The organism is Vibrio gazogenes, from assembly GCF_002196515.1.
Lineage (GTDB): Bacteria > Pseudomonadota > Gammaproteobacteria > Enterobacterales > Vibrionaceae > Vibrio > Vibrio gazogenes_A.
This window is the reverse complement of the sequence record NZ_CP018835.1, coordinates 2937973-2960096: the sequence shown is the minus strand read 5'-3', so window position 1 is coordinate 2960096 and position 22124 is coordinate 2937973. Positions and strand designations below refer to the sequence as shown.

Here is a 22124-nt window from a genome sequence, read left to right as displayed (position 1 = left end):
GCTTTTTTGTCACTAAGCGCTTCGTGCTATCGAACCATCCAATCTTGTACACGGCCTGCCGATTATGTCTCTTGTTCTGCTGTCCGTTGTGGCCAAAGCAGTGACTCTCGACGCAACACTCTCTCGATATCTTTAAGCTGTGCGGGTTTCGGCAGTACATCATCCATTCCGCAGGTTTTATACTGCTCAATATCTTCTTCACTGGCGTTAGCCGTGTAAGCGACAATATAAGGCTGCTTCATCTCAATCTGGCGGCGAATTTCACGTGTTGCTTCCATCCCGTTCATCTTGCTCATGTAGATATCCATTAAAATCACATCATAATTGCTGTTTTGGACCGTCTTTAACACTTGGGTGCCATCTTCGATGGTATAAACCCGATGACCTAATTTCTCCAACATAAACCGAGCTAACGATTGATTGAGTGAACTATCATCGACCACCAGAATATTCAGCGGCCTATGATACTGGAGCGACAGTCTGTTTTTAACAGCTGGGTCACTCCCCTGTCCGACGCCCTGATAGGGAATATCAAACCAAAATGTCGCCCCAAGTCCGGGCATACTTTCGACCTGAATATCTCCCCCCATCATTTCAACAAAGCTCTTACAAATCGAAAGACCTAACCCTGTGCCTCCCACGTGGGACCCCACTTGCATGAAAGGCTGAAACAGACGTTTCAGGTGTTCTTGTTCAATCCCGATGCCTGAATCCTTAATCTTAAAGACAAGACGAGGCTTACTCTCATCGAATGTTAGATTTACGCGAAGATGAATTTCACCGTGATAAGTAAACTTGGCTGCATTCCCTAACAAATTAATCAAAATCTGTTGCAGCTTTTTGGGGTCGCTCCGGATATATTGAGGCACATCATCGCTAATCTCATAACTCAGTTGAATCTCTGACGATTTCAGTTGTGGACGAATTAAATCAATCACGGTCGAGATCAGTGGACGTAGCTCGAAGTTGTCAGGCTCGAAGGTAATTTTATCTGCCTCAATTTTCGACAGATCAAGGATATCATTCACAATCGCCAGTAATGAACTCCCACCAGACTCAATAATATTGAGAAACTCTTGCTGTTTGGCATCCAAACGGGAATGGCTCAGAAGTTCGGTGGCACCAAGAATGCCATTCAACGGTGTTCGGATTTCATGACTCATCACCGCAACAAATTTACTTTTGGCCCGGTTGGCAGATTCAGCGGTTTTTCTGGCCGCTTGTAGTGCAGCGGTACTACGACGTAACTGCATCAAGTTATGTCGGATATACGTTAAATACACCCCAACCAAAATGCTGAAATTGATAAAGAGAAAAATAGAAAATCCAGCCAAGCGAAGGCGAGTCTCACCTTCCTCTGCTTTTTGGTGTGCGTAATACTCTCTCATCGACATCTCGGCCGCAGCAATGTAGCGCGAGCCATCTGCGGATCGCATCGGGACGAAGACAGCACGAAAGTCGCCCCAATGGTCATCATAATCCGCCCAGATAATACGATCTTCATGTAATGCGGTGAGTAATTGGTGGCTGGCATCAGGATAGGGATCAAAAAAGCGGACATAAGTATTATTTTTCAACTCATCTTTAGATGCGCTGGATGATACGAGAACCGCCTGTCCGCCCCGCTCAATCACCGTATAAATATAAGTCAGATCCATCTTTCTGCTATATTCGGTCAATCGCTCGATCGCATGCCAATCTTCGGCTTCCGTTTTAGAATTTTTATTAATTAATTCGTCATGGTAATGCTCTCCCAAAACCGCAGAGGCGACCAAAGCACCATGATAGAGCCGATTATTCAGATCATCCTCAATCGATTGCTTCGCTTGGACATACAGATATGCCACAAAAGAAACACAGGAAATGACATACACACAACAGAACAGGACAAACTTCCATGTTTCTTGAATACGAATTTTTTTTCGATGCGCGTTTTTAGCAATCTGCTGCATTATTTCTTAACCTACAAAACCCACGACAAAATCAATGTCATCTCTAATCAGAATAACCCCAAGATTCAGTTTCAGCACACACGAATTAGTTGCATAAACAATACGCTCAATATAAGACGAATCACAGCCGAACACGCTCATCTGCATAGCACTTCACTAACATATTAATCTTTATACATTTATTTTTTATTGAGTACCACACCCTTCACTAAAGCAGTATTCGAGTAAATTCACATTCAGAATATAAACTAACTTTATATAACTAAAATCATTCAATAAACCGATAAAGTTTGCGAGAAACCACACAAATACACACAATTTGAGCATAAAAGTGCATCTTGAGATCCATGTCATTAATCAGTATGATTCTCTCCCTTATCTATCGACCTCAGCCGGAGTTGCACTTATGTTGACAATAAACTCAGATGCAAAACTGAAAGATTTGCTTGAATTTCCTTGTTCATTTACCTACAAGGTTATGGGCCATGCAAAACCGGAGTTACCAGAACTGGTTCTCGAGGTCATCCAACGTCATGCACCCGGTGATTACAGTCCAACCGTTAAGCCAAGCGCGAAAGGAAACTATCATTCAGTTTCTATCAATATCACCGCGACATCGATCGAACAGGTCGAGACACTCTACAAAGAGTTAGGTGAGATTGATATTGTACGTATGGTTCTGTAAGCAAGATAAAAGCTGTATATACAATCGCAAAACTCTATTATTTTTTGAAAGATTCAATTTTTTTTGAAATATAACAACAGTAGTCTTTCCTTATTAATCAGATCGTTAGAATGGCTCATCTAAAGATGCGGCCATTTTTTTATCATCATTGAGTAGTTCCATTGCTCGAAGCAGTTTATAATCCAAACACTTTATTTATCGCGGATGAGTCATATTATGGAGAACCAACTCGTTATCAAACGACTCGGTCAACAGGACTATCAGCCTATCTGGCAAGCGATGCACGATTTTACCGACCAGCGAACAGAGACAACCTGTGATGAAGTCTGGCTGGTTGAACATCATCCTGTGTTTACGCAGGGTCAAGCCGGAAAAGCGGAACACATTCTCAACCCGGGAGACATCCCCGTCATCCAGAGTGATCGCGGTGGGCAAGTCACTTATCATGGACCCGGGCAACTGGTCGTTTATTTTCTTCTCGATCTAAGACGTAAGAAGCTTGGCGTCAGAGAACTCGTCACACACATTGAAAACATTGTCATCGAGACCCTGAATGCATTTGATATTCAGTCACAGGCCAGAGCCGATGCGCCCGGTGTGTATGTCGACAATAAAAAAATCTGCTCTCTGGGACTACGGATTCGCAGAGGCTGCTCTTTCCATGGACTGGCTCTGAATGTCAATATGGACTTATCCCCATTTTTAAGAATTAACCCTTGTGGTTATCAAGGTATGGAAATGGTTCAGATCCGTGAGCTCGGCGGCCCATCCGACATGCACACCGTCGAAGAACAACTCATCACAACGCTTGTAACAACACTGGGTTACGAGCATGTAGAATTCAAAACAGAAGCAATATCATGAGCAAACCAATTCAAATGGAAAAAGGCGTCAAATACCGCGACGCTGACAAAATGGCACTGATTCCGGTCAAAAACATGCCGACCGAACAGAAAGAACAACTGCGTAAGCCCGAATGGATGAAGATTAAGCTGCCATCGGATAGTCAGCGCATTCAGGATATTAAATCCGCCATGCGCAAGAATAATCTGCATTCAGTCTGTGAAGAAGCGTCCTGTCCCAATCTGGCAGAATGCTTTAATCACGGCACCGCGACCTTTATGATTTTGGGCGCGATTTGTACGCGTCGCTGTCCTTTTTGTGATGTCGCACACGGACGTCCTTTAACACCGGATGCACAAGAGCCAAACAAATTGGCGCAAACAATTCGGGATATGAAACTCAGATATGTGGTTATCACCTCGGTTGACCGAGATGACCTACGTGATGGTGGCGCTCAGCATTTTGCCGACTGTAACCGAGAAATCCGGGCACTCAACCCTGATATTCGTATCGAAACGCTGGTGCCTGATTTTAGAGGTCGAATGGATGCAGCACTGACCATCCTGCAAGATAATCCACCAGATGTATTCAATCACAATCTGGAAACAGCACCCCGCTTGTACCGCAAAGTCAGACCCGGTGCAAATTACAAATGGTCTCTTGAGTTATTACAAAAATTCAAACAGCAACACCCCGATATCCCGACTAAATCGGGTCTGATGATGGGGCTGGGTGAAACCAAAGAAGAGATCGTCGAAGTGCTGAAAGATCTGCGTGCCCACGGTGTAACCATGCTGACTTTGGGCCAATATCTGGCACCGAGCCGCCATCACCTACCTGTTGAACGGTATGTGCCGCCAGAAGAGTTTGATGAACTGAAAGACATTGCGCTTGATCTGGGCTTTACTCATGCAGCATGTGGTCCATTTGTTCGTTCATCCTATCATGCCGATCTGCAAGCTAAAGGCGTTGAAGTAAAATAATCCCCAACTCAGGCCGGTATGACATCGGCCTGAGTGCTCTATCAACGGCACGAACTCGCACAAGTCGTTCTCACAGCCATGCTTTCGATTTGCTTAGAAACAACACCGCCATAGCAAATGTGAAACGATTGCCATAATTTGTGTCATGATATTGAATCTCTGATCGTTGTTCTATAGTCTAGAGGACAACTTGAATTCACTGTCGATGTAAGGATATATATGATGAAAACTGCCACTATCTGGGGCATTGTCGGACTCGCGCTCACACTCGCAGGTTGTGCTTCAAATACCAAAGAAGATAACTACCGTGAAGCGTCTTTTGAACTTTGTAATACCGACGTGAAAGTCTACTCGCTGGATAATGCAGGGCGCGTTCGCATCGTCTGTGCCGACGGCTCTAAATTTGCGCTCAAATCAGAAGATACACTCGAAGTCATGCGCGGGATCAATATTGATTACTGTGATGGCGAAGGATTAGGCAAATTTACTGAAAGTGAAAATTACTACTTATTTAAGTGTAAGTCAGGTACGACACTGAGCATCTCTAAAGATTAATCCTTTACTGAGGATGTCCTCAAGCGATTGCCCTTTCCCTGACACTTTTAAATATCTTGTTTGGCTGTGAATCGACTTGATTTGACAACAATAAACCCGCTTAAAGCGGGTTTATTTTTATCACCAGAATGTCAAAACGACTTATGCGTAAACAGGGAGACGCTTACAAATTTCAAGCACTTTTGCTTTGGTCGCATCAATCACACTTGAATCATTGATGTTATCCAACACATCACACATCCAGCCTGCCAACTCTTTCGCATCATCGACAGTAAAGCCACGTCGGGTAATCGCTGGTGTGCCGACACGAATGCCAGATGTCACAAATGGGCTACGCGGGTCATTTGGTACAGAGTTCTTATTCACTGTAATATTTGCTGCACCGAGCGCTGCATCTGCGTCTTTACCCGTAATATCTTTGTCGATCAAATCAACTAAGAAAAGGTGGTTTTCGGTACTATTTGAGACAATCTTATAGCCGCGAGCTTGAAACTGAGCAACCATCGCTTTTGCATTTTGCACAACACGTTCCTGATACGCTTTAAATTCAGGTTCCATTGCTTCTTTGAACGCAACCGCTTTTGCTGCAATCACATGCATCAGAGGACCACCCTGACCACCGGGGAATACAGCAGAGTTCAGTTTTTTGTACATATCTTCACCAGCGTTTGACAGAATCAAACCACCACGAGGGCCCGCTAATGTTTTATGTGTTGTGGTTGTGACAACGTGAGCGTGAGGAACCGGCGTTGGATAAGCACCAGCAGCAACCAGACCTGCCACATGAGCCATATCAACAAACAGGTAAGCACCGACTTTATCAGCGATTTCACGCATCCGAGCCCAATCAACAATCTGTGAATAAGCAGAAAAACCACCGATAATCATTTTCGGCTTATGTTCAACGGCCAGCGATTCCATTTCTTCGTAGTTAATCTGACCACTTTCATCAATGCCATAAGGAATCACATGATAATGTTTACCGGAGAAGTTAACCGGTGAACCGTGCGTTAAGTGACCACCGTGAGCCAGGCTCATCCCTAAAACCGTATCACCGGGATTCAATAATGCCATATATACAGCACTGTTCGCCTGAGAACCGGAGTGAGGCTGGACGTTTGCGTATTCACAGTTAAACAATTGGCATGCACGTTCAATCGCTAATGTTTCAACTTTATCGACATACTCGCAACCACCATAATAACGCTTGCTCGGATAGCCTTCTGCATATTTATTGGTCAGTTGAGAACCCTGAGCTTCCATGACGCGTGGACTGGTATAATTTTCTGAAGCAATAAGTTCAATGTGCTCTTCCTGACGAAGAGTTTCTTCTTGAATGGCTGCGAAAAGATCCGCATCATAATCAGCGATATTCATATCACGCTTAAGCATCTGTATCTCCTGACTCAGATTGACTGGAAAGTTTAATAAAACTACATTCTGACTTAACGCAAACGTTTTCGTCTCTTAACTTGGCGCGTATTCTACCTAAATTGGTTTATGTCATAAAGCCCAAATAGACAAATTATCATGCAGTTTTTTCATGATACCGAAAAGTCACACCACGATAGCATCACGAGTGTCAACTTTTGGGTTTACATGATGTAAAAAACCAAAGACATAGGTTTACCTGAATTTACCACCGCTAGCTACCGAAAGTATCACCTTTTCTTTAGTATGCTCCGCAAATTATCCCAATACTTTTGACTATCGATGGAAAAACACACATTTCAGGAAGACATCATTGCCATGATAACCGGGAGCTTTTTGGTTGCTCAGGGAATTATGTTTCTGCAAGCGGCCAATGAAATCACCGGCGGGACTGCCGGATTGGCATTATTATTCAACCAGTTATTCCCCTACTCTTTTGGTGTACTATATCTGCTGTGTAATGCCCCTTTCTATTGGCTCGCCTGGAAACGGTTTGGTCGCCGGTTCACGCTAAACAGTTTGATTTCCGGCCTACTGGTCTCCCTGTTTACCGAGCTATTTACACACTTCATTCTGTTCACACATGTTAATGTCATTTACTGTGCAATCACCGGTGGGCTTTTCATGGGGCTGGGGATGTTGATCCTTTTCCGCCATCGTTCAAGCTTAGGCGGATTCAATGTCTTCTGCTTATTGATTCAGGATAAATTCGGGATCTCTGTGGGTAAAACACAGTTATGTATTGATGCGTCAATTGTCGGTGCATCCTTATTTTACCTGCCCCCAGCGACAATTGCGGTTTCAATACTCAGCGCAGCGGTACTGAATATCGTACTTGCGATGAATCATAAACCATCTCGATATTCTGTCACTTACAGTTCACCATAAACAAGAAAGTGCATTGGATTTTGTCTTACATATCCTGATGTTGAATAAGAAATAACTCATTTGTCCAAAAAGACATCACTCAGTCATAAATTTTTAGAAAAGTCTTTACAGGCTGGATAGGTTTGCTATGATGCGCCCCGCACCGAAGAGATGTTTCGGGAATATTTCTTCAATATAAAGTGCACACCCTGGAGGGGTTCCCGAGTGGCCAAAGGGAGCAGACTGTAAATCTGCCGGCTCCGCCTTCGATGGTTCGAATCCGTCCCCCTCCACCATATTCAACATGTTTGAATCATTCTTGACTTGATTCGGGCATGAACAAAACTCTGGAGGGGTTCCCGAGTGGCCAAAGGGAGCAGACTGTAAATCTGCCGGCACTGCCTTCGATGGTTCGAATCCGTCCCCCTCCACCATATAGAAAAGCCAGCATTTTGCTGGCTTTTTTCTTATCGGTCATCCGTCAACAACAGGCCATCACCATTCTGTTCCACACCATCGTCATCAATCCACCAAAATAATCCGGGTTTCGTAAGGCCTTAATCGTTGGCATGTCTCTACATGCTGCATATTGAGTCCAGTATAATTCCCCAACAGATAGCGAGCCGGACGACTGATCATATCGGGAGGTAACTCACAGTATTGCAACCGCTCAGAAAAGTTACTCAGACAAATCAGTGATTGCCGTTCTGATTGTCTGATATAACCCCAAATCGCTTTATCATCCGGATACAGATCCCGATAATCTCCGAAGGTAATCACGTCCAGTTCTTTTCTCAACCGAATCAGTTGTTGATAGAAATAAAAAATTGATTCAGGATCCCGAAGTGCAGCAGCGACATTAATTTCAGTATAATTCTCTGCCACATCAATCCACGGTTTTACCCGACTGAATCCAGCATACAATTCACGATTCCATTGCATCGGGGTACGAGCGTTATCTCTGGATTTCTGAGCCAGAATATCCAGCATCTCTCCTTCTGCCATTCCCTGCTGATGCACCAGAATGTCATACATATTCAGACTTTCGATATCCCGGTATTGTTCAATCGAACCATACCCCGCGTTCGTCATCCCTATTTCTTCACCCTGATAGATATAAGGCGTTCCCTGCATCATATGTAATGTTGCTGCCAGCATTTTTGCTGACTCGACCCGATATTGAGACTCATGACCGAAACGGCTGACAACCCGTGGCTGGTCGTGATTACACCAGAACAAAGCCCCCCATCCCGAATCGTGTAAGCCGGTTTGCCAATGATTGAAAATTTTCTTCAGTTCAATAAAGTCATACGGTGCATTGACCCACTTTTCATGATTGGGATAATCCACTTTCAAATGATGAAAATTGAAAACCATTGAGAGTTCTTTGCCATCCAGAGCCGAGTACCGGCGACAGTGTTCAACGGTCGTCGAAGACATTTCTCCGACCGTAACACAGCCATATTTCTGAAACACAGCCGTACTGATCTCCTGAAGAAACTCATGAACTCTCGGACCGTCCGTGTAATAACGTTTCCCATCCCCCGCATCATCATCCGGAAAATTCTGGTGTTTCGAGATCAGGTTAATGACATCCAGCCGAAAACCATCGACACCTTTTTCAGCCCAGAATGAGATAATCTTCTTCACTTCTTCACGAACGTGTGGATTTTCCCAGTTTAAGTCAGCCTGCTCTTTCGCAAACAAGTGCAGATAATATTCGCCTGTGTTTAAATCCGACTCCCATGCACTTCCACCAAATTTTGACTGCCAGTTATTGGGGACTCCCCCCTCTTTGGCAGGACGCCAGATATAGTAGTCCCGATAAGGACTGGACAAATTACCCAACGCATCCTGAAACCAGGGATGTGCTGTCGAGGTATGGTTGACGACAATATCCATCATCACTCTGATATGACGCCGATGGGCTTCTGCCAGTAAGCGCTCAAAATCACTTAATGTGCCAAATTCAGGATGGATATCATAGTAATCACAAATATCATAACCATTATCGACCATTGGGGAAGGATAAACCGGAGTCAGCCAAATCACCTCAATTCCCAACCCTGCCAGATAATCCAGCTTTGAGATCACGCCTTGTAGATCACCAGTCCCGGAACCACTCGTATCACAAAAACTTTTGGGATAAATCTGATATACCGTCGCGGTCTTCCACCATTGATCAGTTGATGTCGGTTGAATCATCATCAGTACTCACTTACCTAAAAAGAAAGAAAAAATCGTCATAAACTTCACGACTAAAACCGATTATGCACCCGCCACTTCAACGGCATTTTTCGCCTGAGCACGTTTGTACAAAAATAAGGTCAATAGTGTGGGAACAGCAATCGCAACCACCATCGCCAGTAAAAAAGTGCCCCAGAACTGCGGTTGAATTGAAAGAATGCCCGGTAAGCCGCCAACACCAATACCATTGGCCATCACACCGGACACACCACAAATACCAGCCGCCAGCGAACTGCCAATCATGGCGCACAGCATCGGGAACTTATACTTCAGGTTAATCCCATACATTGCCGGTTCGGTCACGCCAAGATAAGCAGATATCGCCGCCGGAACTGAGATATCCCGTTCACCATGTTTTTTACTAATCAGAATGATCCCGACCACAGCTGAAGCTTGCGCAATATTCGATAAAGCAATGAGTGGCCAGATAGGTGTTCCGCCCATTTGCTGCATCAACTGTAGGTCCACAGCATTGGTTGTATGATGGATACCCGTAATCACCAGCGGGGCATACAAGAAGCCAAACACCATCGCCCCGAGAACCGCAAATGAACCGGTCATCGCTGATTTAGCAATATAAGCAACGCCATTCCCCAGTTCCCGCCCAAAGGGACCAATTACTGCATGCGCCAGAATCACGGCGAGAATAATCGATACAAACGGCACCACAACCAGATACAGATAGTCCGGCACAATACGCTTCAGACGCGTTTCAATCAGTGCCAGAGCCACCCCGGCTAACATCGCCGGAATCACTTGAGCCTGATAACCAACCTTCTCAATCGTAAACAGACCGAAATCCCAGACCTCAGGTAACTGTTTTCCGATCAGATAAGCATTCATCAGTTGTGGCGAAACCAAGGTGATCCCGAGTGTAATGCCGAGAATCGGTGTTCCTCCGAGTTTTTTCACGGTTGACCAACACACACCAACCGGCAGGAAGAAGAAGATAGCTTCGCCAATCAACCACAAAAATGAATGAACGGTTGCCCAGAACTGACTCATTTGCGTCAGGGTCTGACCATCAAACATTTTGATATCGCCAATCACATTCCTGAAACCAAGAATCAGGCCACCGGTAATAATGGCTGGCAACAGAGGAACAAAGATTTCAGCTAAATGGGAAATCCCCCGTTCCAGCACGTTCATATTCTGCCGTGCAGCAACTTTCGTCTCTTCTTTGGAATCATCTTTTAAACCTGCCATGTCAACAAGCAGGTGATAAACCTGATCGACTTCCGTACCAATAACGACCTGAAACTGGCCAGCATTGGTAAAACATCCCTTCACTATCGACAGCGCTTCCAGCGCTTTACCGTCGGCTCTATCGGTGTCTTTCAGGACAAAACGGAGACGGGTCAGACAGTGCGTCACACTGGCAATATTGTCTGCTCCACCGATGTGAGCGATGAGTGTTTTGATGTCATCTGTTGGTATGTCGCGAGCCATATTGACCTCTCATACTTTGCATACAGCGTATATCCGATTGTTATCGTCATAGCCATGGGAACATTCCCACAACACAAAACAATCATGGCATAGCTGAAATTAAAATAAATGGGAACAGTCCCATAGCATGAAAAAGATCACACCAGAGAAAAATATCAGTCGAGATGATGAGAAGTAGATCTCACTTGGTAGGATGTGGTGACAGCACTAAATGCCGGATGGTTTTCTGACCTTCGATATGCTCGATTAAGAGCTCTGCAGCCTGCTGGCCTGCGGCTTCATATCCCGGATCAACACTGTAAATATTTGGAAACAGAAAAGAGAGCAACTCACTCCGGCCGACACTGGTCACAACGATATCTTCCCGGGACAGTTCCTGAAGGCGCTTCATCACCCCCATGGCAATAGAATCACTGGCACAGACAATCGCCTGTAATGATTCCTGCATCACCCGGTCGACCAGCGTATAGGCACTGTCAAAGCTCAGTTGCCCTGTCTGATAATTCGGTGCCATACCGGATTGTTTACACCACTGACAGTATGCATCCAAACGTTGCTGACCTGTGGTTTTATCTGCCGGATCGACCCCAATGAAGGCGATATCCGATAGTGACTGCCGACTCAAATAATCCAGACAGGACAAAATCATCTGGCGATTATCATAATTGATGGTCGAGATCTGTTCTGATTCCATGGCAAACACAACAGACTTATATTGCCATGCTTGCAAAACCGATAAATCCAGACCTGAGAAACCAAAAACAATCACGCCATCGACATGGCGCTTAGCCAAGACCGAGAGATGTTCTGCGGTTTTCTCATGACTGAACTGGCTTTCCATGATCACAACATCAAAACCACGCTGATATAAAACAGACAGAATCTGGCTCACAACCCGGCTTTCAGAAGAGGACTCCAGTCTCGAAATAATAATCCCAACAACTTTCTGGCTCCCACCTCGCATTGACTGAGCAGATTTTGACGGTGAATAACCTGAATTTTCAATAACTTTTAGAACTTTAGCCCGAGTTTCAGGACTCACTCTTTCATCCTGAGTCAACACCCGGGACACGGTCGACTTTCCGACCCCAGCCAGTCTGGCAACATCAAGAATAGTTAACTTCTTATGATTCATGAATAATTCAGTTCACTCCGGCCGGAAGCGGTAATACAGTGATCATATCAACGAGCCGCCAGATAAGCCGGAACGTCTTTGATACTCGCAAGCACAACATCAGCAAGTGATTCGCCGTCTTCAGTGATCGGTTTTCCGGTGCGGACCAGAATGGAAGTGCTAACCCCTGCGGCCTGGGCTGCAATCAAGTCTGATGGTTTATCACCGACCATCACCGAGTTTGCCATATCGATGTCGAGAAAATCACGCGCAGAGATAAACATGCCGGGCCGGGGTTTACGGCAATCACAGTCCTGCTTATATTTATCGAGACCATGCTCAGGGTGGTGAGGGCAATAATAAATCCCATCCAATTCGACGCCGTGATCAATGAAATTCCAATCCATCCACTGAGTCAGGCTCAAAAAGCGATCTTCGCTAAACAAACCTCGCGCGATACCCGCTTGATTGGTGACAACCACTAAAAGATATCCCATATCCTTCAAGCGTTTGGTTGCCTCAAAAACCCCATCAATGAAGTGGAAATCATGCTCATCATGAACATAACCACTATCAACATTAATCACACCATCGCGATCCAAAAACACTGCTGGTTTAGCCAAAGCTTTACCCCATCCGACCAATTCATGTCGGCTATTATACTCAAACTCACTGGCGGAGATACACCCAAATCCCCTTTGTATTGTGTTTGCGTTTTTTGATTGCTTTTTTCCGAACAAATGACGACAATGGTGCTTTTAGACGTCTAGACGTCGAAAATGATTGACTTCATTATCATGAAGCCATAGCATCCACTACCAAATCGCAGGTGTTGTTCTGATTGAATACCATTGATCTCTCAACACACCATGTCTCAGCATGCAATTCGTCATCTGAGACGGAATTCAATGAATAAGCTAAGTACGTCCTAGTCAGGGTTTCTAATGATTGAAATAAATCACGTCAATAAAATGTTCGGTCAAGGCGATAATCAAATACTCGCCCTGAAAGACATTAATCTCCATATCCGGCAAGGGACCATTTTTGGTGTGATCGGCTCTTCCGGTGCAGGGAAAAGTACGCTGATACGCTGTGTCAATATGCTGGAATCCCCCACCAGTGGTGAAGTCATTGTTGACGGTGTCGATCTGACCAAATTGAGCGCAGCTCAGCTCTGTCAGGCCAGACGCAATATCGGTATGATTTTCCAGCATTTTAATCTGTTATCATCCCGAACCGTATTTGACAATATTGCCCTGCCGCTAGAACTTGCAGGTCATAATCAGCAATATATCCACAATAAAGTGAATGAATTGCTGACACTTGTCGGTCTCGACGACAAGAAACTGGCATATCCATCTAACCTCAGTGGCGGGCAAAAACAGCGCGTCGCGATCGCGCGCGCATTAGCGAGTGACCCCAAAGTGCTGCTCTGTGATGAAGCTACCAGTGCTTTGGACCCGGCCACGACCCAGTCGATTTTACAACTGCTCAGACAGATTAATCGTCAGTTGGATATCACGATCTTGCTGATTACGCATGAAATGGATGTGGTTAAAAGTATCTGTCACGAAGTCGCAATCATCGGTGACGGTGAGTTGGTTGAGAAAGGCAGTATCAGTGATATTTTTGCCCACCCGAAAACAGAACTCGCTCACCAGTTTATTCGTTCGACACTGGATTTATCGATTCCGGAAGATTATGAAAGCCGTCTTCATCCGGAACGGATTCCGAGTAGCTATCCGCTCGTTCGAATGGAATTCACCGGTGCCACGGTTGATGCCCCGTTGGTTTCACATATCTCACGGGATTTTCATGTGGATGTAAATATTCTCAGTTCTGATCTCGATTATGCCGGTGGGGTTAAATTTGGCATGTTGGTCGCAGAACTCTTTGGCGAAGATGAAAACGCTCAGTCCGCAATCGAATATCTCCGTTCACAGCATGTAAAAGTAGAGGTCCTTGGATATGTCAATTAACCTCATTGTTGACTGGGTCAGCCAAAATAGTCACCTGATTCTGAATGCCACATGGCAAACGGTCTATATGGTTGCCATCTCAGGTTTGGTCGGCTTTCTCGTCGGCATTCCGCTTGGTGTTATCTTGCATATCACAAAGCCAAGGGGACTCATGGAAAACCGACGCTTTAACCGTGTGTTAGGCGCAGTGGTTAACATTGGTCGCTCGGTGCCTTTTTTGGTCTTGATGGTCGCAATTATCCCATTAACCAAACTATTGATCGGCACGTTTATCGGCACAACAGCAGCAATCGTGCCATTAACCATCGGTGCAATTCCATTTGTTGCCCGGCTGATTGAAGGGGCCCTGTTGGAAGTTCCTGCCGGTCTCGTTGAAGCAGCCCAAGCCATGGGCGCGAAACCGCTGCAAATTATCACCAAAGTGCTGTTACCGGAAGCGATGCCAACGATTCTTAACGCTGTCACCATAACGCTAGTGACACTGGTGAGTTATTCGGCAATGGCAGGTACCGTCGGCGGCGGCGGCCTCGGTGATGTGGCGATTCGTTACGGTTTCTACCGCTATGACATTACTGTCATGGCTGTGACTGTCGTGATGCTCATTGTTCTCGTTCAGATAATTCAGTCGATTGGCGATGCCATCGTACGCCGGGTTGACCATAGATAAGCAACCATAAATCAACAATAAAAACATTGATGATCGACGATCATCACTCAGGATTAAGCCAAGGAGAAGTTTATGAAATTAAGTCTAAAGGGGTTACTCACGATTGCTACGGCAGCTTCAGCACTTGTGCTGGCCGGCTGTGGTGATAAAACTGCCGACAATAACAAAATTAAAGTGGGTGTGATTGCCGGTGCCGAAGCACAGGTTGCCGAAGTTGCGAAGAAAGTGGCAAAAGATAAATACAATCTTGATGTTGAGTTGGTTACATTCACCGATTACGTCACGCCTAATGCAGCACTGGACGATGGTTCTGTCGATGTGAACGCATTCCAGCATAAGCCATATCTGGACCAACAAATTGCTGATCGGGGCTACAAATTAAAAATTGCCGGCAATACATTTGTTTATCCGATTGCCGGATACTCCAAAAAAATCAAATCAGTTGATGCGCTAAAAGAAGGTGATCGGATTGCGGTACCAAATGATCCAACCAACCTTGGCCGCTCACTGATCCTCCTTCAGCAGCAAGGTCTGATTACCTTACGCGATGGCGTTGGTCTAAAAGCAACCGTACAAGATATTGTGAAAAATCCGAAGCAGTTAGAAATCCTGGAATTAGATGCAGCACAACTGCCGCGTTCACTCGATGATGTAACCATTGCGGTTATCAATACAACGTTTGCCAGCCAATTACACCTTTCTCCGGAAAAAGATGGTCTGTTTGTTGAAGACAAAGAGTCACCATACGTGAATCTGATCGTCGCGCGTGAAAACAACGTCAACGATGAAAATGTACAAAACTTTGTTAAAGCTTATCAGACCGATGAAGTCTATAATGCTGCGATGAAAATCTTCAATGACGGTGTTGTAAAAGGCTGGTAAAACCAAATGTTGCCGTCAACGCAATAACAACATTCGTACCAAGACAAAAAAGGGCATCTGCATGCCCTTTTTTATTGCTTTCATTTGGATGATGACTTACTTCAGATAATCCCACGACAGATTCGAAACAATCCGGCATGAATCGCATTTGAAATGGAAAATATCATGCAGGGGTTCGGCTAATCGCCATTCACCACCACATTTCGGACACCGACGATGTTGTTCACTTTCCAAACTGCTTCCACCGACACGGTACTGATAGAAGTAAGTGGGGATTTTCGTCAAATACTCAATACGTCCACGCAAATCCCAGCCACGCCGGAACAAATCACTGTCCGGCAGCATCATCTCTTTTAACGCCGCATGTTCAGCCTGACAGCCACCGGCCATCTGGAGCTCATCACAGGCTTGCCACTCCGTCTGCCATTTAATCACCGCTTTATGATCCCCATTGAATGTCGCAGGAATGCGGTATAAAGGTATCGGCAGGAGCGTGTCACCATTTCGTAAGGGGGAGCAAGTATGAACATAGGTGGTATATAGTACCTGCCACTCACGTGGCGCATCGGGATCTGTTTGCTCGGAGTGAATATCTCGCCCCAGAACACGAACTTTCGGGGCAAGCAGGCTCGCCTCAGCCAGCCTTGCGATACAACTGCGGACAAAATCGGAGTGATGATTCGGATGCAAACTCTGTTTTTCAGCACATACCGCCCGGACAAAGAACTCTCCGTCTCCCATCACAACGGGAAATTCCCGTCCCAGAATCTGACCGTTAAACCGCAGGGCTTCCAGTAAACCGGAAATCACCCCTTCAACGGCCGCAACCGTGGTGTTATCAAAACATTCAAACTGGAGTTCAACAACGTACATCACTTACACCATTGGTTCTAATTGTTCTAAAAAAGCATCGAGTGTCGGTGCCAGTATGTCCCGTTTTGATGTACCGAGACGCTCCAGAATGACTTCACCGCTCAAATTACAAATCGAAATCACATCGAGTTCTGCATCAGTAGAAGCGATAAACACCGTGGGTTTGATCTTCAAACGGCGCTGGGTGACCAAATGCCCTAAAATATTCTCTTGCAACCGGGCAAAATCAGCGTCACTCCAGACTTGCAGTAACGTTAATGACTCGCCTTGCCAACGCGCTTCCATATCAGCACAAAACTGCGAACCATAAAACGCCTTGATCGCTGCATGAAAATTCAGATCAATCGCCTGCTCTGCATTTGAAAAATCAGCGGGTTCACTTCGACTGACTGGCTGCCAGTACACCATGTCACCTTGTCTATCATCAATACAAGGCGACGGCCAATCCGCTAATTCGGTATTCATTGGCAAAGAACCATGTTCCTGTTGATATGCCAATAAATAACGCTGACAAAACCGCGTCAGGGATGATGATAGAACCATTTCACTCATGTTATTCTCCGAATTATCACTGTGATGCCGCCATTTTCTTCAGCCCGGGCCGAAAAAAGCAATCGTGTCCCGCTCATGCTTGGTTTTCGCCGGTAATTTCCCAATCATTTCACGAAGACAGCCCACGCCTAATGACATTAGCGGGTGGATTGCGTAAAATTCTCGGTATTCTAAACGAATTTAGTCCTGAACATGAGCAAATATTCCGATACTGAAGCCTTGGCTGACCTTAAGTTAGGTCAAGATACTGTCTATGCAAGTCATTATGACCCTTCACTACTGCAAGCAGTCCCCCGAAGCCTGAACCGAGATGATTTGCAATTATCGGAGCCGCTGCCGTTTCAGGGATGTGACCTCTGGACGCTTTACGAGCTTTCATGGCTCAATACCAAAGGGTTACCACAAGTCGCGATTGGATACGTTTCAATCCCGGCCACCAGCCCGAATCTGATCGAATCGAAATCATTTAAACTCTATCTAAACAGTTTGAATCAGACAAAATTTGACGATTGGCAGACGGTTCAGACTAAACTCCGCGCAGATTTATCTCACTGTGCCGGTGAAGAGGTCACCGTGAACCTCAGACATGTCAATGATTTTACTCACCAGCACATCATCACCATGGAAGGCGAATGTATTGATGAGCAGGATATTGAAATCGACCAATATGCATTTAACGCAGCCTATCTGGAACAAGCAACAACAGAGACCTTTGTTGAAGAGACCCTGCACAGTCATCTTTTGAAATCCAATTGTCTGATTACCAATCAACCGGACTGGGGCAGCGTTGAAATACATTATCGTGGCAGACAGATCAATCGCGAAGCCTTACTCCGTTACCTGATCTCTTTCCGTGAACACAATGAGTTTCATGAACAGTGTGTGGAACGAATCTTCACAGATCTGATGAAATATTGCGCACCACAATCATTAACCGTTTATGCTCGGTATACCCGCCGGGGCGGACTGGATATTAATCCTTATCGCTCAACGGAAGATCACCAGCCGGCCAGCGTTTTACGCATGGCTCGTCAGTAAACAGGCTGAGAGTGACCGCATCGATGATCACAACTATCCGGAATGCGCTATTTTTATGGTTGCTTCTCAGCAGCTGCCATGTGGTATTTGCGAGTGTTTATACCTCTCCCACACTAGAAGAAGCGAATCTACTTCTGGATATTTCCCCGAAGGAAGCACAATCGCTCACATCAGATTATCTGGCCAAAAGAACCTTATCAGATACCAACGAAAAATCACCGTCGAAGATCGCCAATGAAAGCTCAGACAATCTCATCCGCACACCGAATTCGAGTGTTGAAGCCATGGAAATTCTGGCTCAGGCGCTCTTTCGTCAAGGGTATTACGATGAAGCGCTACGCTATCTGAAAAATGCTATCGCATTAACCAAAAAATACCAATTACCTTACCTGGAAATCGAGGTTTGTCAGTTAGAGATTCGTCTCAACTGGCTTCTCAACCATGATGCACAACAAGCACGGACTCAGCTCAAAAAACTCTCAGCCGAACTCGCTCAGCTTAAAAATGCAGAACAGCTTGGCAAAAGAATTCACTATAATATTTTGATGCTTCTGGCTGAAATTGCTTCCCAATCCAATGAGAATGAACTGGCAGAACGCCATTATGAAGCAGCCAAAGCCTATATCAGCAAAACGCAATCCGTCAAAAGACAGATCGAGTATCATATTCAGGTCGGTAAGCACTACCTGAACCACAAGCGTTACAATAAAGCACTGTCAGAGCTACTAACCGCTTATTGGAGTGCATTAGAATCCAACGATAGTGCATTACTGGCGATGACGAATTCGCTCTTGGCACAACTGTTTTACGAACGGAAGGTTCTTGATAGAGCTCTGCTTTATCTGTCTCAGGCTGCTGACTTTTATGAGGCGTATGAGGAATCCCCCGTACTGGTAGATATCCTCAAACGGATGGGCGATATCTATTACCAACAAAGTAAGTTCAATCTGGCACTCGTCTACTATCTGAATGTACTGGATCACTCAGTCACACAGTACAACATGCAGCTTTTCATCGCTGTACGGATTCGTCTGGCGGCGACCTATATGCAGCTCTATAACTACCCGCTAGCCGAGGACTACCTGTCAGCAATCGAGCCATTACTGACGCAGTTTAATTTTCCTCAGCTCCAAGGACAGACCCTTCTCCTGAAAGCCGGAATCGCTTTTTATCAAAAAGATATACCCCAGACGATTACCTTGGCTCATCAGGCCACAGTACTGGCCGATAAGACGCAGGACGCTCAAACATTAATGCAGGCGTTTAAGTTACTCTCCGAGGCATCAGAAAAACAAGGGCACTACTTAAAAGCACTCAACTATTCACGCCAGTACAACCAGTTGAGTCAAAGACAACAAAATCAGTTGAATCACATCAGTGAAGAAGCTTTCAAACAGCAAAAGATGTTTGTCGAACAAACATTACATTTAGCCGGTCAGGATCGTGCCCTGAAGCAACAAGAAAAACATTATCGCTACTTGCAAAATATCGCTTACGGCCTTTTTACGGCGGGCTTCATCTTCTTTTTGCTCATTTTACGACGTGGCTACATTATTCGACAGCAGAACGAAGAGATCGAATACCTCAACAATCACTTGTTCATGCATTCTCGCTCTCGTTTGAATAACCTGAGAATGCTGAATGAAGACCTCTCCTCTTCTCTACAAAAGAGCAGCCATACCTATGAGCAATGGCATATCGGTGAATTAATCCACGAACCGCTCAGTGATCGTTTACGATTCGCAATGATCGATATTCCTTTCTTGCGGAATATGTATCTTGAGCATGGTTACACCGAAGGTCTCAAGCTTGAGTTAGCGTTTGGTGAATACCTGAAAGACAAACTGGATGAGCATACCCGCCTGTTTCATTTTACGGATGCCAACCTTGTCTATGTGGAACACAACTACATGCAAAGCGATGAAAGCGATGAAGCGTCTCCACAAGCATTGTTTGAGAAAATTCAAACTTGGATAAATGAATTCCAGCCATCCAGTCACTTGAATCGGATGATTCGAATCGGCATCACCGATTATCCGTTTTTACCGAAAGCATACACTGCAATCAATGAGAAAGAGTTATTGGATATCCTGCTGATGGCGACCAGTGCTTCAAGAGAGCTCAGCATTACCGAGCAAAGTAGCCATTGGGTCTATCTGAAAGCTATCGACAATGCACCAGCGGCCAGCTTTGCAACCGACGATATTCGTCAGGCCTGTCGTCAGGCAATTAGCCAAGGACTGATCAAAGTACATTCTTCACATAAAAATGAAGAAAGCATCAAGAATCTTCTCAAAGATACATAAACGATCTCAGCTATGCTTTCACGAATGACTTTCACTGATAGAATAAGAGCTTACCTTTCAGCACATCCATGGCGAGCTCATTCGCATCCTCTTGTCAGATACCAGTTCAGATCTCAACTCAATAAAGTTCGTTTGACACACAAAGCGACTTCGGGTCAAATCGAAAGGGAATAGTGTATTGAAACGATGTATCATTTTTCTGTCATCTGTTTACGTCATTATGACACGCTAGATGACCTGTGGTTACGTTGGCAACAACGAACAAAATAATAAAACGTTAATTCACGAATGTTCTCCTGAATTTACTGTGACTAACACATACATAAACAACAAACGTTGACTATGGAAAAACCAATGACCAATCTTGAACGCCACATTCGTCATGGCGGAGAGACTTTGTTAAGAATCCCCGGTTTACCTTCAAAGGTAAAACGAGATCTTCGCGATCTACTGAATGTATCTTCCGTTCATCCATCGCCTAAATCAGAGCAGGCGGTAAAGCTACTGGGTCTTTATGAGCGCTCGGTCAAAATAATTGCCACCAATCCCCATCGTGCAAATTCGATGAGTCATACGGCAGAACAAGCCCTGCACAAAAAGCTGTCTGATGAGCTACAAACACTGATTACCGAGCTGGATTTTGAAGGCGAATCAGGAGAGGTACTGATGGATATCCGCGCCAAGTTATTGGTCGGTGTTAACCCTGATACATTGCTGGAACTGACGCTGGAAGTACTGCGTCTGGTCGTTGAGGGAACAACTCAGGAGCGTAAGCAATCAGAACAATTCCTAGAACAACTCAATAGTTCTTTAGTGACGCACCTTAAAAGTACCAAACAGAGCATTCAACAGAGTCAGAGTTACCTGTCACATCGTCAGGAAATGAATCTCGAGTTCAACACGTTGATAACCCGAAGTCATAAGATTCTGGACAAAGAACAGGATTACGCTTCACTCAAATCCGGTTTAACGCCATTACTGTCTCAGTTGACGGCTTTGTCAGAACGACTCACCCATGCAGAGCAGCGTGAAAAAGCATTAATTGAACGGATGGAGTACACACGCACTCAGGCCGAGTCACTGTACGAATCAACCCACGACTATCGTTGTCGGCTTGAAGATCAAGCGCAAAGAGTCCTCCAAGATCCATTAACCAAAGTGTATAACCGAGCAGCTTTTCATAACCGTCTGGAATTAGAATATCATCGTTGGATCAAAAACCAACATCCCCTTCGCATTGTGTTACTCGACATCGATAACTTTAAGTCACTGAACAAAAACTTTGGTTACGCCGCGGGTGACAAGGCCCTGAAAATCATTGCCAAAACGATTCAGAAAGAGCTGTCCGAAACCGATACAGTCGCTCGCTTTTGCGGCGAAGAATTCATGATCATCATGCCGGATCGTGCCGAACAGGAAAGTTACTTACTCATGCAAACTATTTTGCGTCAAGTCGAGCGGCTTCCTTTCAAATTTAAAGATAAACACCTCACCATTACACTCAGTGCTGCCAGCGTTGCATTTCAAGAAGGTGATACACCTGAAGCGCTTCTGGAACGGGTTTATCATGCATTCCAAGCCGCCAAAAAAGCGGGGGCAAGCCAAGTCAGTTGGCAGTAAGGAATTGCAGCACAATCGCTTAAGAATGAGTGATTTTTGACCAATACGACACTATAATGTGATATACATCACATCATTAAA

At 45.1% G+C, this 22124-nt stretch carries 19 protein-coding genes and 2 tRNA genes; 13 read left to right on the top strand and 8 right to left on the bottom strand.

What is annotated here, in order from left to right; all coding sequences use genetic code 11:
* Positions 1-62: 62 nt before the first annotated feature.
* The gene (locus tag BSQ33_RS13550) at positions 63-1952 is read right to left on the bottom strand and encodes an ATP-binding protein (protein WP_088134303.1); all 1890 of its coding nucleotides are present in this window, start codon (positions 1950-1952) and stop codon (positions 63-65) included.
* A gap of 406 nt (positions 1953-2358) precedes the next feature.
* Here BSQ33_RS13550 and ybeD point away from each other — a divergent pair, with 406 nt between their 5' ends.
* From ybeD to BSQ33_RS13530, 4 genes are all read left to right on the top strand, one after another.
* Positions 2359-2637 carry a DUF493 family protein YbeD gene (ybeD, locus tag BSQ33_RS13545; protein WP_005384135.1) on the top strand — a complete coding sequence of 93 codons (279 nt, stop codon included), beginning with the start codon at positions 2359-2361 and terminating at the stop codon, positions 2635-2637.
* A gap of 216 nt (positions 2638-2853) precedes the next feature.
* Positions 2854-3501 carry a lipoyl(octanoyl) transferase LipB gene (gene lipB, locus BSQ33_RS13540; protein ID WP_021019421.1) on the top strand — a complete coding sequence of 216 codons (648 nt, stop codon included), beginning with the start codon at positions 2854-2856 and terminating at the stop codon, positions 3499-3501.
* On the top strand, positions 3498-4463 hold the full coding sequence (gene lipA, locus BSQ33_RS13535) for a lipoyl synthase (protein ID WP_021019420.1): 966 nt from the start codon (positions 3498-3500) through the stop codon (positions 4461-4463). Before lipB ends, lipA begins: the two co-directional genes overlap by 4 nt.
* A gap of 222 nt (positions 4464-4685) precedes the next feature.
* The gene (locus tag BSQ33_RS13530) at positions 4686-5018 is read left to right on the top strand and encodes a hypothetical protein (protein WP_021019419.1); all 333 of its coding nucleotides are present in this window, start codon (positions 4686-4688) and stop codon (positions 5016-5018) included.
* Between the two features lie 141 nt (positions 5019-5159).
* Here the strand turns inward: BSQ33_RS13530 and glyA are convergent, their stop codons facing one another.
* Complete coding sequence (glyA, locus tag BSQ33_RS13525) at positions 5160-6410, bottom strand: serine hydroxymethyltransferase (RefSeq protein WP_088134302.1); 1251 nt, start codon at positions 6408-6410, stop codon at positions 5160-5162.
* A 321-nt stretch (positions 6411-6731) separates the two neighbouring features.
* Between glyA and BSQ33_RS13520 the strand changes: the two genes are divergently transcribed.
* The 3 genes from BSQ33_RS13520 to BSQ33_RS13510 all read left to right on the top strand — a co-directional run bounded on the left by BSQ33_RS13520 (position 6732) and on the right by BSQ33_RS13510 (position 7750).
* Positions 6732-7337 carry a YitT family protein gene (locus tag BSQ33_RS13520; RefSeq protein ID WP_088134301.1) on the top strand — a complete coding sequence of 202 codons (606 nt, stop codon included), beginning with the start codon at positions 6732-6734 and terminating at the stop codon, positions 7335-7337.
* A 190-nt stretch (positions 7338-7527) separates the two neighbouring features.
* Positions 7528-7612: transfer RNA gene (locus BSQ33_RS13515), tRNA-Tyr, on the top strand.
* 53 nt (positions 7613-7665) lie between these two features.
* Positions 7666-7750: transfer RNA gene (locus tag BSQ33_RS13510), tRNA-Tyr, on the top strand.
* Between the two features lie 88 nt (positions 7751-7838).
* Here BSQ33_RS13510 and treC read toward each other — a convergent pair.
* The 4 genes from treC to gmhB form a co-directional block, all read right to left on the bottom strand.
* On the bottom strand, positions 7839-9521 hold the full coding sequence (gene treC, locus BSQ33_RS13505; protein WP_027694284.1) for an alpha,alpha-phosphotrehalase: 1683 nt from the start codon (positions 9519-9521) through the stop codon (positions 7839-7841).
* A 63-nt stretch (positions 9522-9584) separates the two neighbouring features.
* Positions 9585-11012: a PTS trehalose transporter subunit IIBC gene (gene treB, locus BSQ33_RS13500; RefSeq protein ID WP_088134300.1), complete on the bottom strand. Its 1428-nt coding sequence runs from the start codon at positions 11010-11012 to the stop codon at positions 9585-9587.
* A 181-nt stretch (positions 11013-11193) separates the two neighbouring features.
* Positions 11194-12147: a trehalose operon repressor TreR gene (gene treR, locus BSQ33_RS13495; protein ID WP_021020954.1), complete on the bottom strand. Its 954-nt coding sequence runs from the start codon at positions 12145-12147 to the stop codon at positions 11194-11196.
* Between the two features lie 47 nt (positions 12148-12194).
* Positions 12195-12749, bottom strand: a complete 555-nt coding sequence (gene gmhB / locus BSQ33_RS13490; protein ID WP_088134597.1) for a D-glycero-beta-D-manno-heptose 1,7-bisphosphate 7-phosphatase — start codon at positions 12747-12749, stop codon at positions 12195-12197.
* Between the two features lie 321 nt (positions 12750-13070).
* Between gmhB and metN the strand changes: the two genes are divergently transcribed.
* The 3 genes from metN to BSQ33_RS13475 all read left to right on the top strand — a co-directional run bounded on the left by metN (position 13071) and on the right by BSQ33_RS13475 (position 15654).
* On the top strand, positions 13071-14105 hold the full coding sequence (gene metN, locus BSQ33_RS13485) for a methionine ABC transporter ATP-binding protein MetN (protein ID WP_088134299.1): 1035 nt from the start codon (positions 13071-13073) through the stop codon (positions 14103-14105).
* Positions 14095-14772, top strand: coding sequence for a methionine ABC transporter permease (locus tag BSQ33_RS13480; RefSeq protein WP_021020951.1), 678 nt, complete (start codon positions 14095-14097; stop codon positions 14770-14772). The genes metN and BSQ33_RS13480 overlap by 11 nt, the downstream gene beginning before the upstream one ends.
* Before the next feature lie 72 nt (positions 14773-14844).
* Positions 14845-15654, top strand: a complete 810-nt coding sequence (locus tag BSQ33_RS13475) for a MetQ/NlpA family lipoprotein (RefSeq protein ID WP_021020950.1) — start codon at positions 14845-14847, stop codon at positions 15652-15654.
* Positions 15655-15750: 96 nt separating this feature from the next.
* Here the strand turns inward: BSQ33_RS13475 and BSQ33_RS13470 are convergent, their stop codons facing one another.
* On the bottom strand, positions 15751-16527 hold the full coding sequence (locus BSQ33_RS13470; protein ID WP_088134298.1) for a Zn-ribbon-containing protein: 777 nt from the start codon (positions 16525-16527) through the stop codon (positions 15751-15753).
* A 3-nt stretch (positions 16528-16530) separates the two neighbouring features.
* Positions 16531-17079 carry a SecY-interacting protein gene (gene syd, locus BSQ33_RS13465; protein WP_021020948.1) on the bottom strand — a complete coding sequence of 183 codons (549 nt, stop codon included), beginning with the start codon at positions 17077-17079 and terminating at the stop codon, positions 16531-16533.
* 192 nt (positions 17080-17271) lie between these two features.
* On the opposite strand from syd, the gene queF reads away from it, so the two are divergent.
* The 3 genes from queF to BSQ33_RS13450 all read left to right on the top strand — a co-directional run bounded on the left by queF (position 17272) and on the right by BSQ33_RS13450 (position 22043).
* Complete coding sequence (queF, locus tag BSQ33_RS13460; protein ID WP_021020946.1) at positions 17272-18117, top strand: NADPH-dependent 7-cyano-7-deazaguanine reductase QueF; 846 nt, start codon at positions 17272-17274, stop codon at positions 18115-18117.
* A 23-nt stretch (positions 18118-18140) separates the two neighbouring features.
* Complete coding sequence (locus BSQ33_RS13455; protein ID WP_039837531.1) at positions 18141-20423, top strand: tetratricopeptide repeat protein; 2283 nt, start codon at positions 18141-18143, stop codon at positions 20421-20423.
* A 354-nt stretch (positions 20424-20777) separates the two neighbouring features.
* Entirely contained in the window at positions 20778-22043 is a 1266-nt protein-coding gene (locus BSQ33_RS13450) for a diguanylate cyclase domain-containing protein (RefSeq protein WP_232471929.1), read from the top strand.
* The last annotated feature ends 81 nt before the right edge of the window (positions 22044-22124 follow it).

Excerpts from the sequence above, each read along its gene's own strand:
- BSQ33_RS13550 (WP_088134303.1), bottom strand. The coding sequence starts at position 1,952 with ATGCAGCAGATTGCTAAAAACGCGCATCGAAAAAAAATTCGTATTCAA.
- ybeD (WP_005384135.1), top strand. The coding sequence starts at position 2,359 with ATGTTGACAATAAACTCAGATGCAAAACTGAAAGATTTGCTTGAATTT.
- lipB (WP_021019421.1), top strand. The coding sequence starts at position 2,854 with ATGGAGAACCAACTCGTTATCAAACGACTCGGTCAACAGGACTATCAG.
- lipA (WP_021019420.1), top strand. The coding sequence starts at position 3,498 with ATGAGCAAACCAATTCAAATGGAAAAAGGCGTCAAATACCGCGACGCT.
- BSQ33_RS13530 (WP_021019419.1), top strand. The coding sequence starts at position 4,686 with ATGAAAACTGCCACTATCTGGGGCATTGTCGGACTCGCGCTCACACTC.
- glyA (WP_088134302.1), bottom strand. The coding sequence starts at position 6,410 with ATGCTTAAGCGTGATATGAATATCGCTGATTATGATGCGGATCTTTTC.
- BSQ33_RS13520 (WP_088134301.1), top strand. The coding sequence starts at position 6,732 with ATGGAAAAACACACATTTCAGGAAGACATCATTGCCATGATAACCGGG.
- treC (WP_027694284.1), bottom strand. The coding sequence starts at position 9,521 with ATGATTCAACCGACATCAACTGATCAATGGTGGAAGACCGCGACGGTA.
- treB (WP_088134300.1), bottom strand. The coding sequence starts at position 11,012 with ATGGCTCGCGACATACCAACAGATGACATCAAAACACTCATCGCTCAC.
- treR (WP_021020954.1), bottom strand. The coding sequence starts at position 12,147 with ATGAATCATAAGAAGTTAACTATTCTTGATGTTGCCAGACTGGCTGGG.
- metN (WP_088134299.1), top strand. The coding sequence starts at position 13,071 with ATGATTGAAATAAATCACGTCAATAAAATGTTCGGTCAAGGCGATAAT.
- BSQ33_RS13480 (WP_021020951.1), top strand. The coding sequence starts at position 14,095 with ATGTCAATTAACCTCATTGTTGACTGGGTCAGCCAAAATAGTCACCTG.
- BSQ33_RS13475 (WP_021020950.1), top strand. The coding sequence starts at position 14,845 with ATGAAATTAAGTCTAAAGGGGTTACTCACGATTGCTACGGCAGCTTCA.
- BSQ33_RS13470 (WP_088134298.1), bottom strand. The coding sequence starts at position 16,527 with ATGTACGTTGTTGAACTCCAGTTTGAATGTTTTGATAACACCACGGTT.
- syd (WP_021020948.1), bottom strand. The coding sequence starts at position 17,079 with ATGAGTGAAATGGTTCTATCATCATCCCTGACGCGGTTTTGTCAGCGT.
- queF (WP_021020946.1), top strand. The coding sequence starts at position 17,272 with ATGAGCAAATATTCCGATACTGAAGCCTTGGCTGACCTTAAGTTAGGT.
- BSQ33_RS13455 (WP_039837531.1), top strand. The coding sequence starts at position 18,141 with ATGATCACAACTATCCGGAATGCGCTATTTTTATGGTTGCTTCTCAGC.
- BSQ33_RS13450 (WP_232471929.1), top strand. The coding sequence starts at position 20,778 with ATGACCAATCTTGAACGCCACATTCGTCATGGCGGAGAGACTTTGTTA.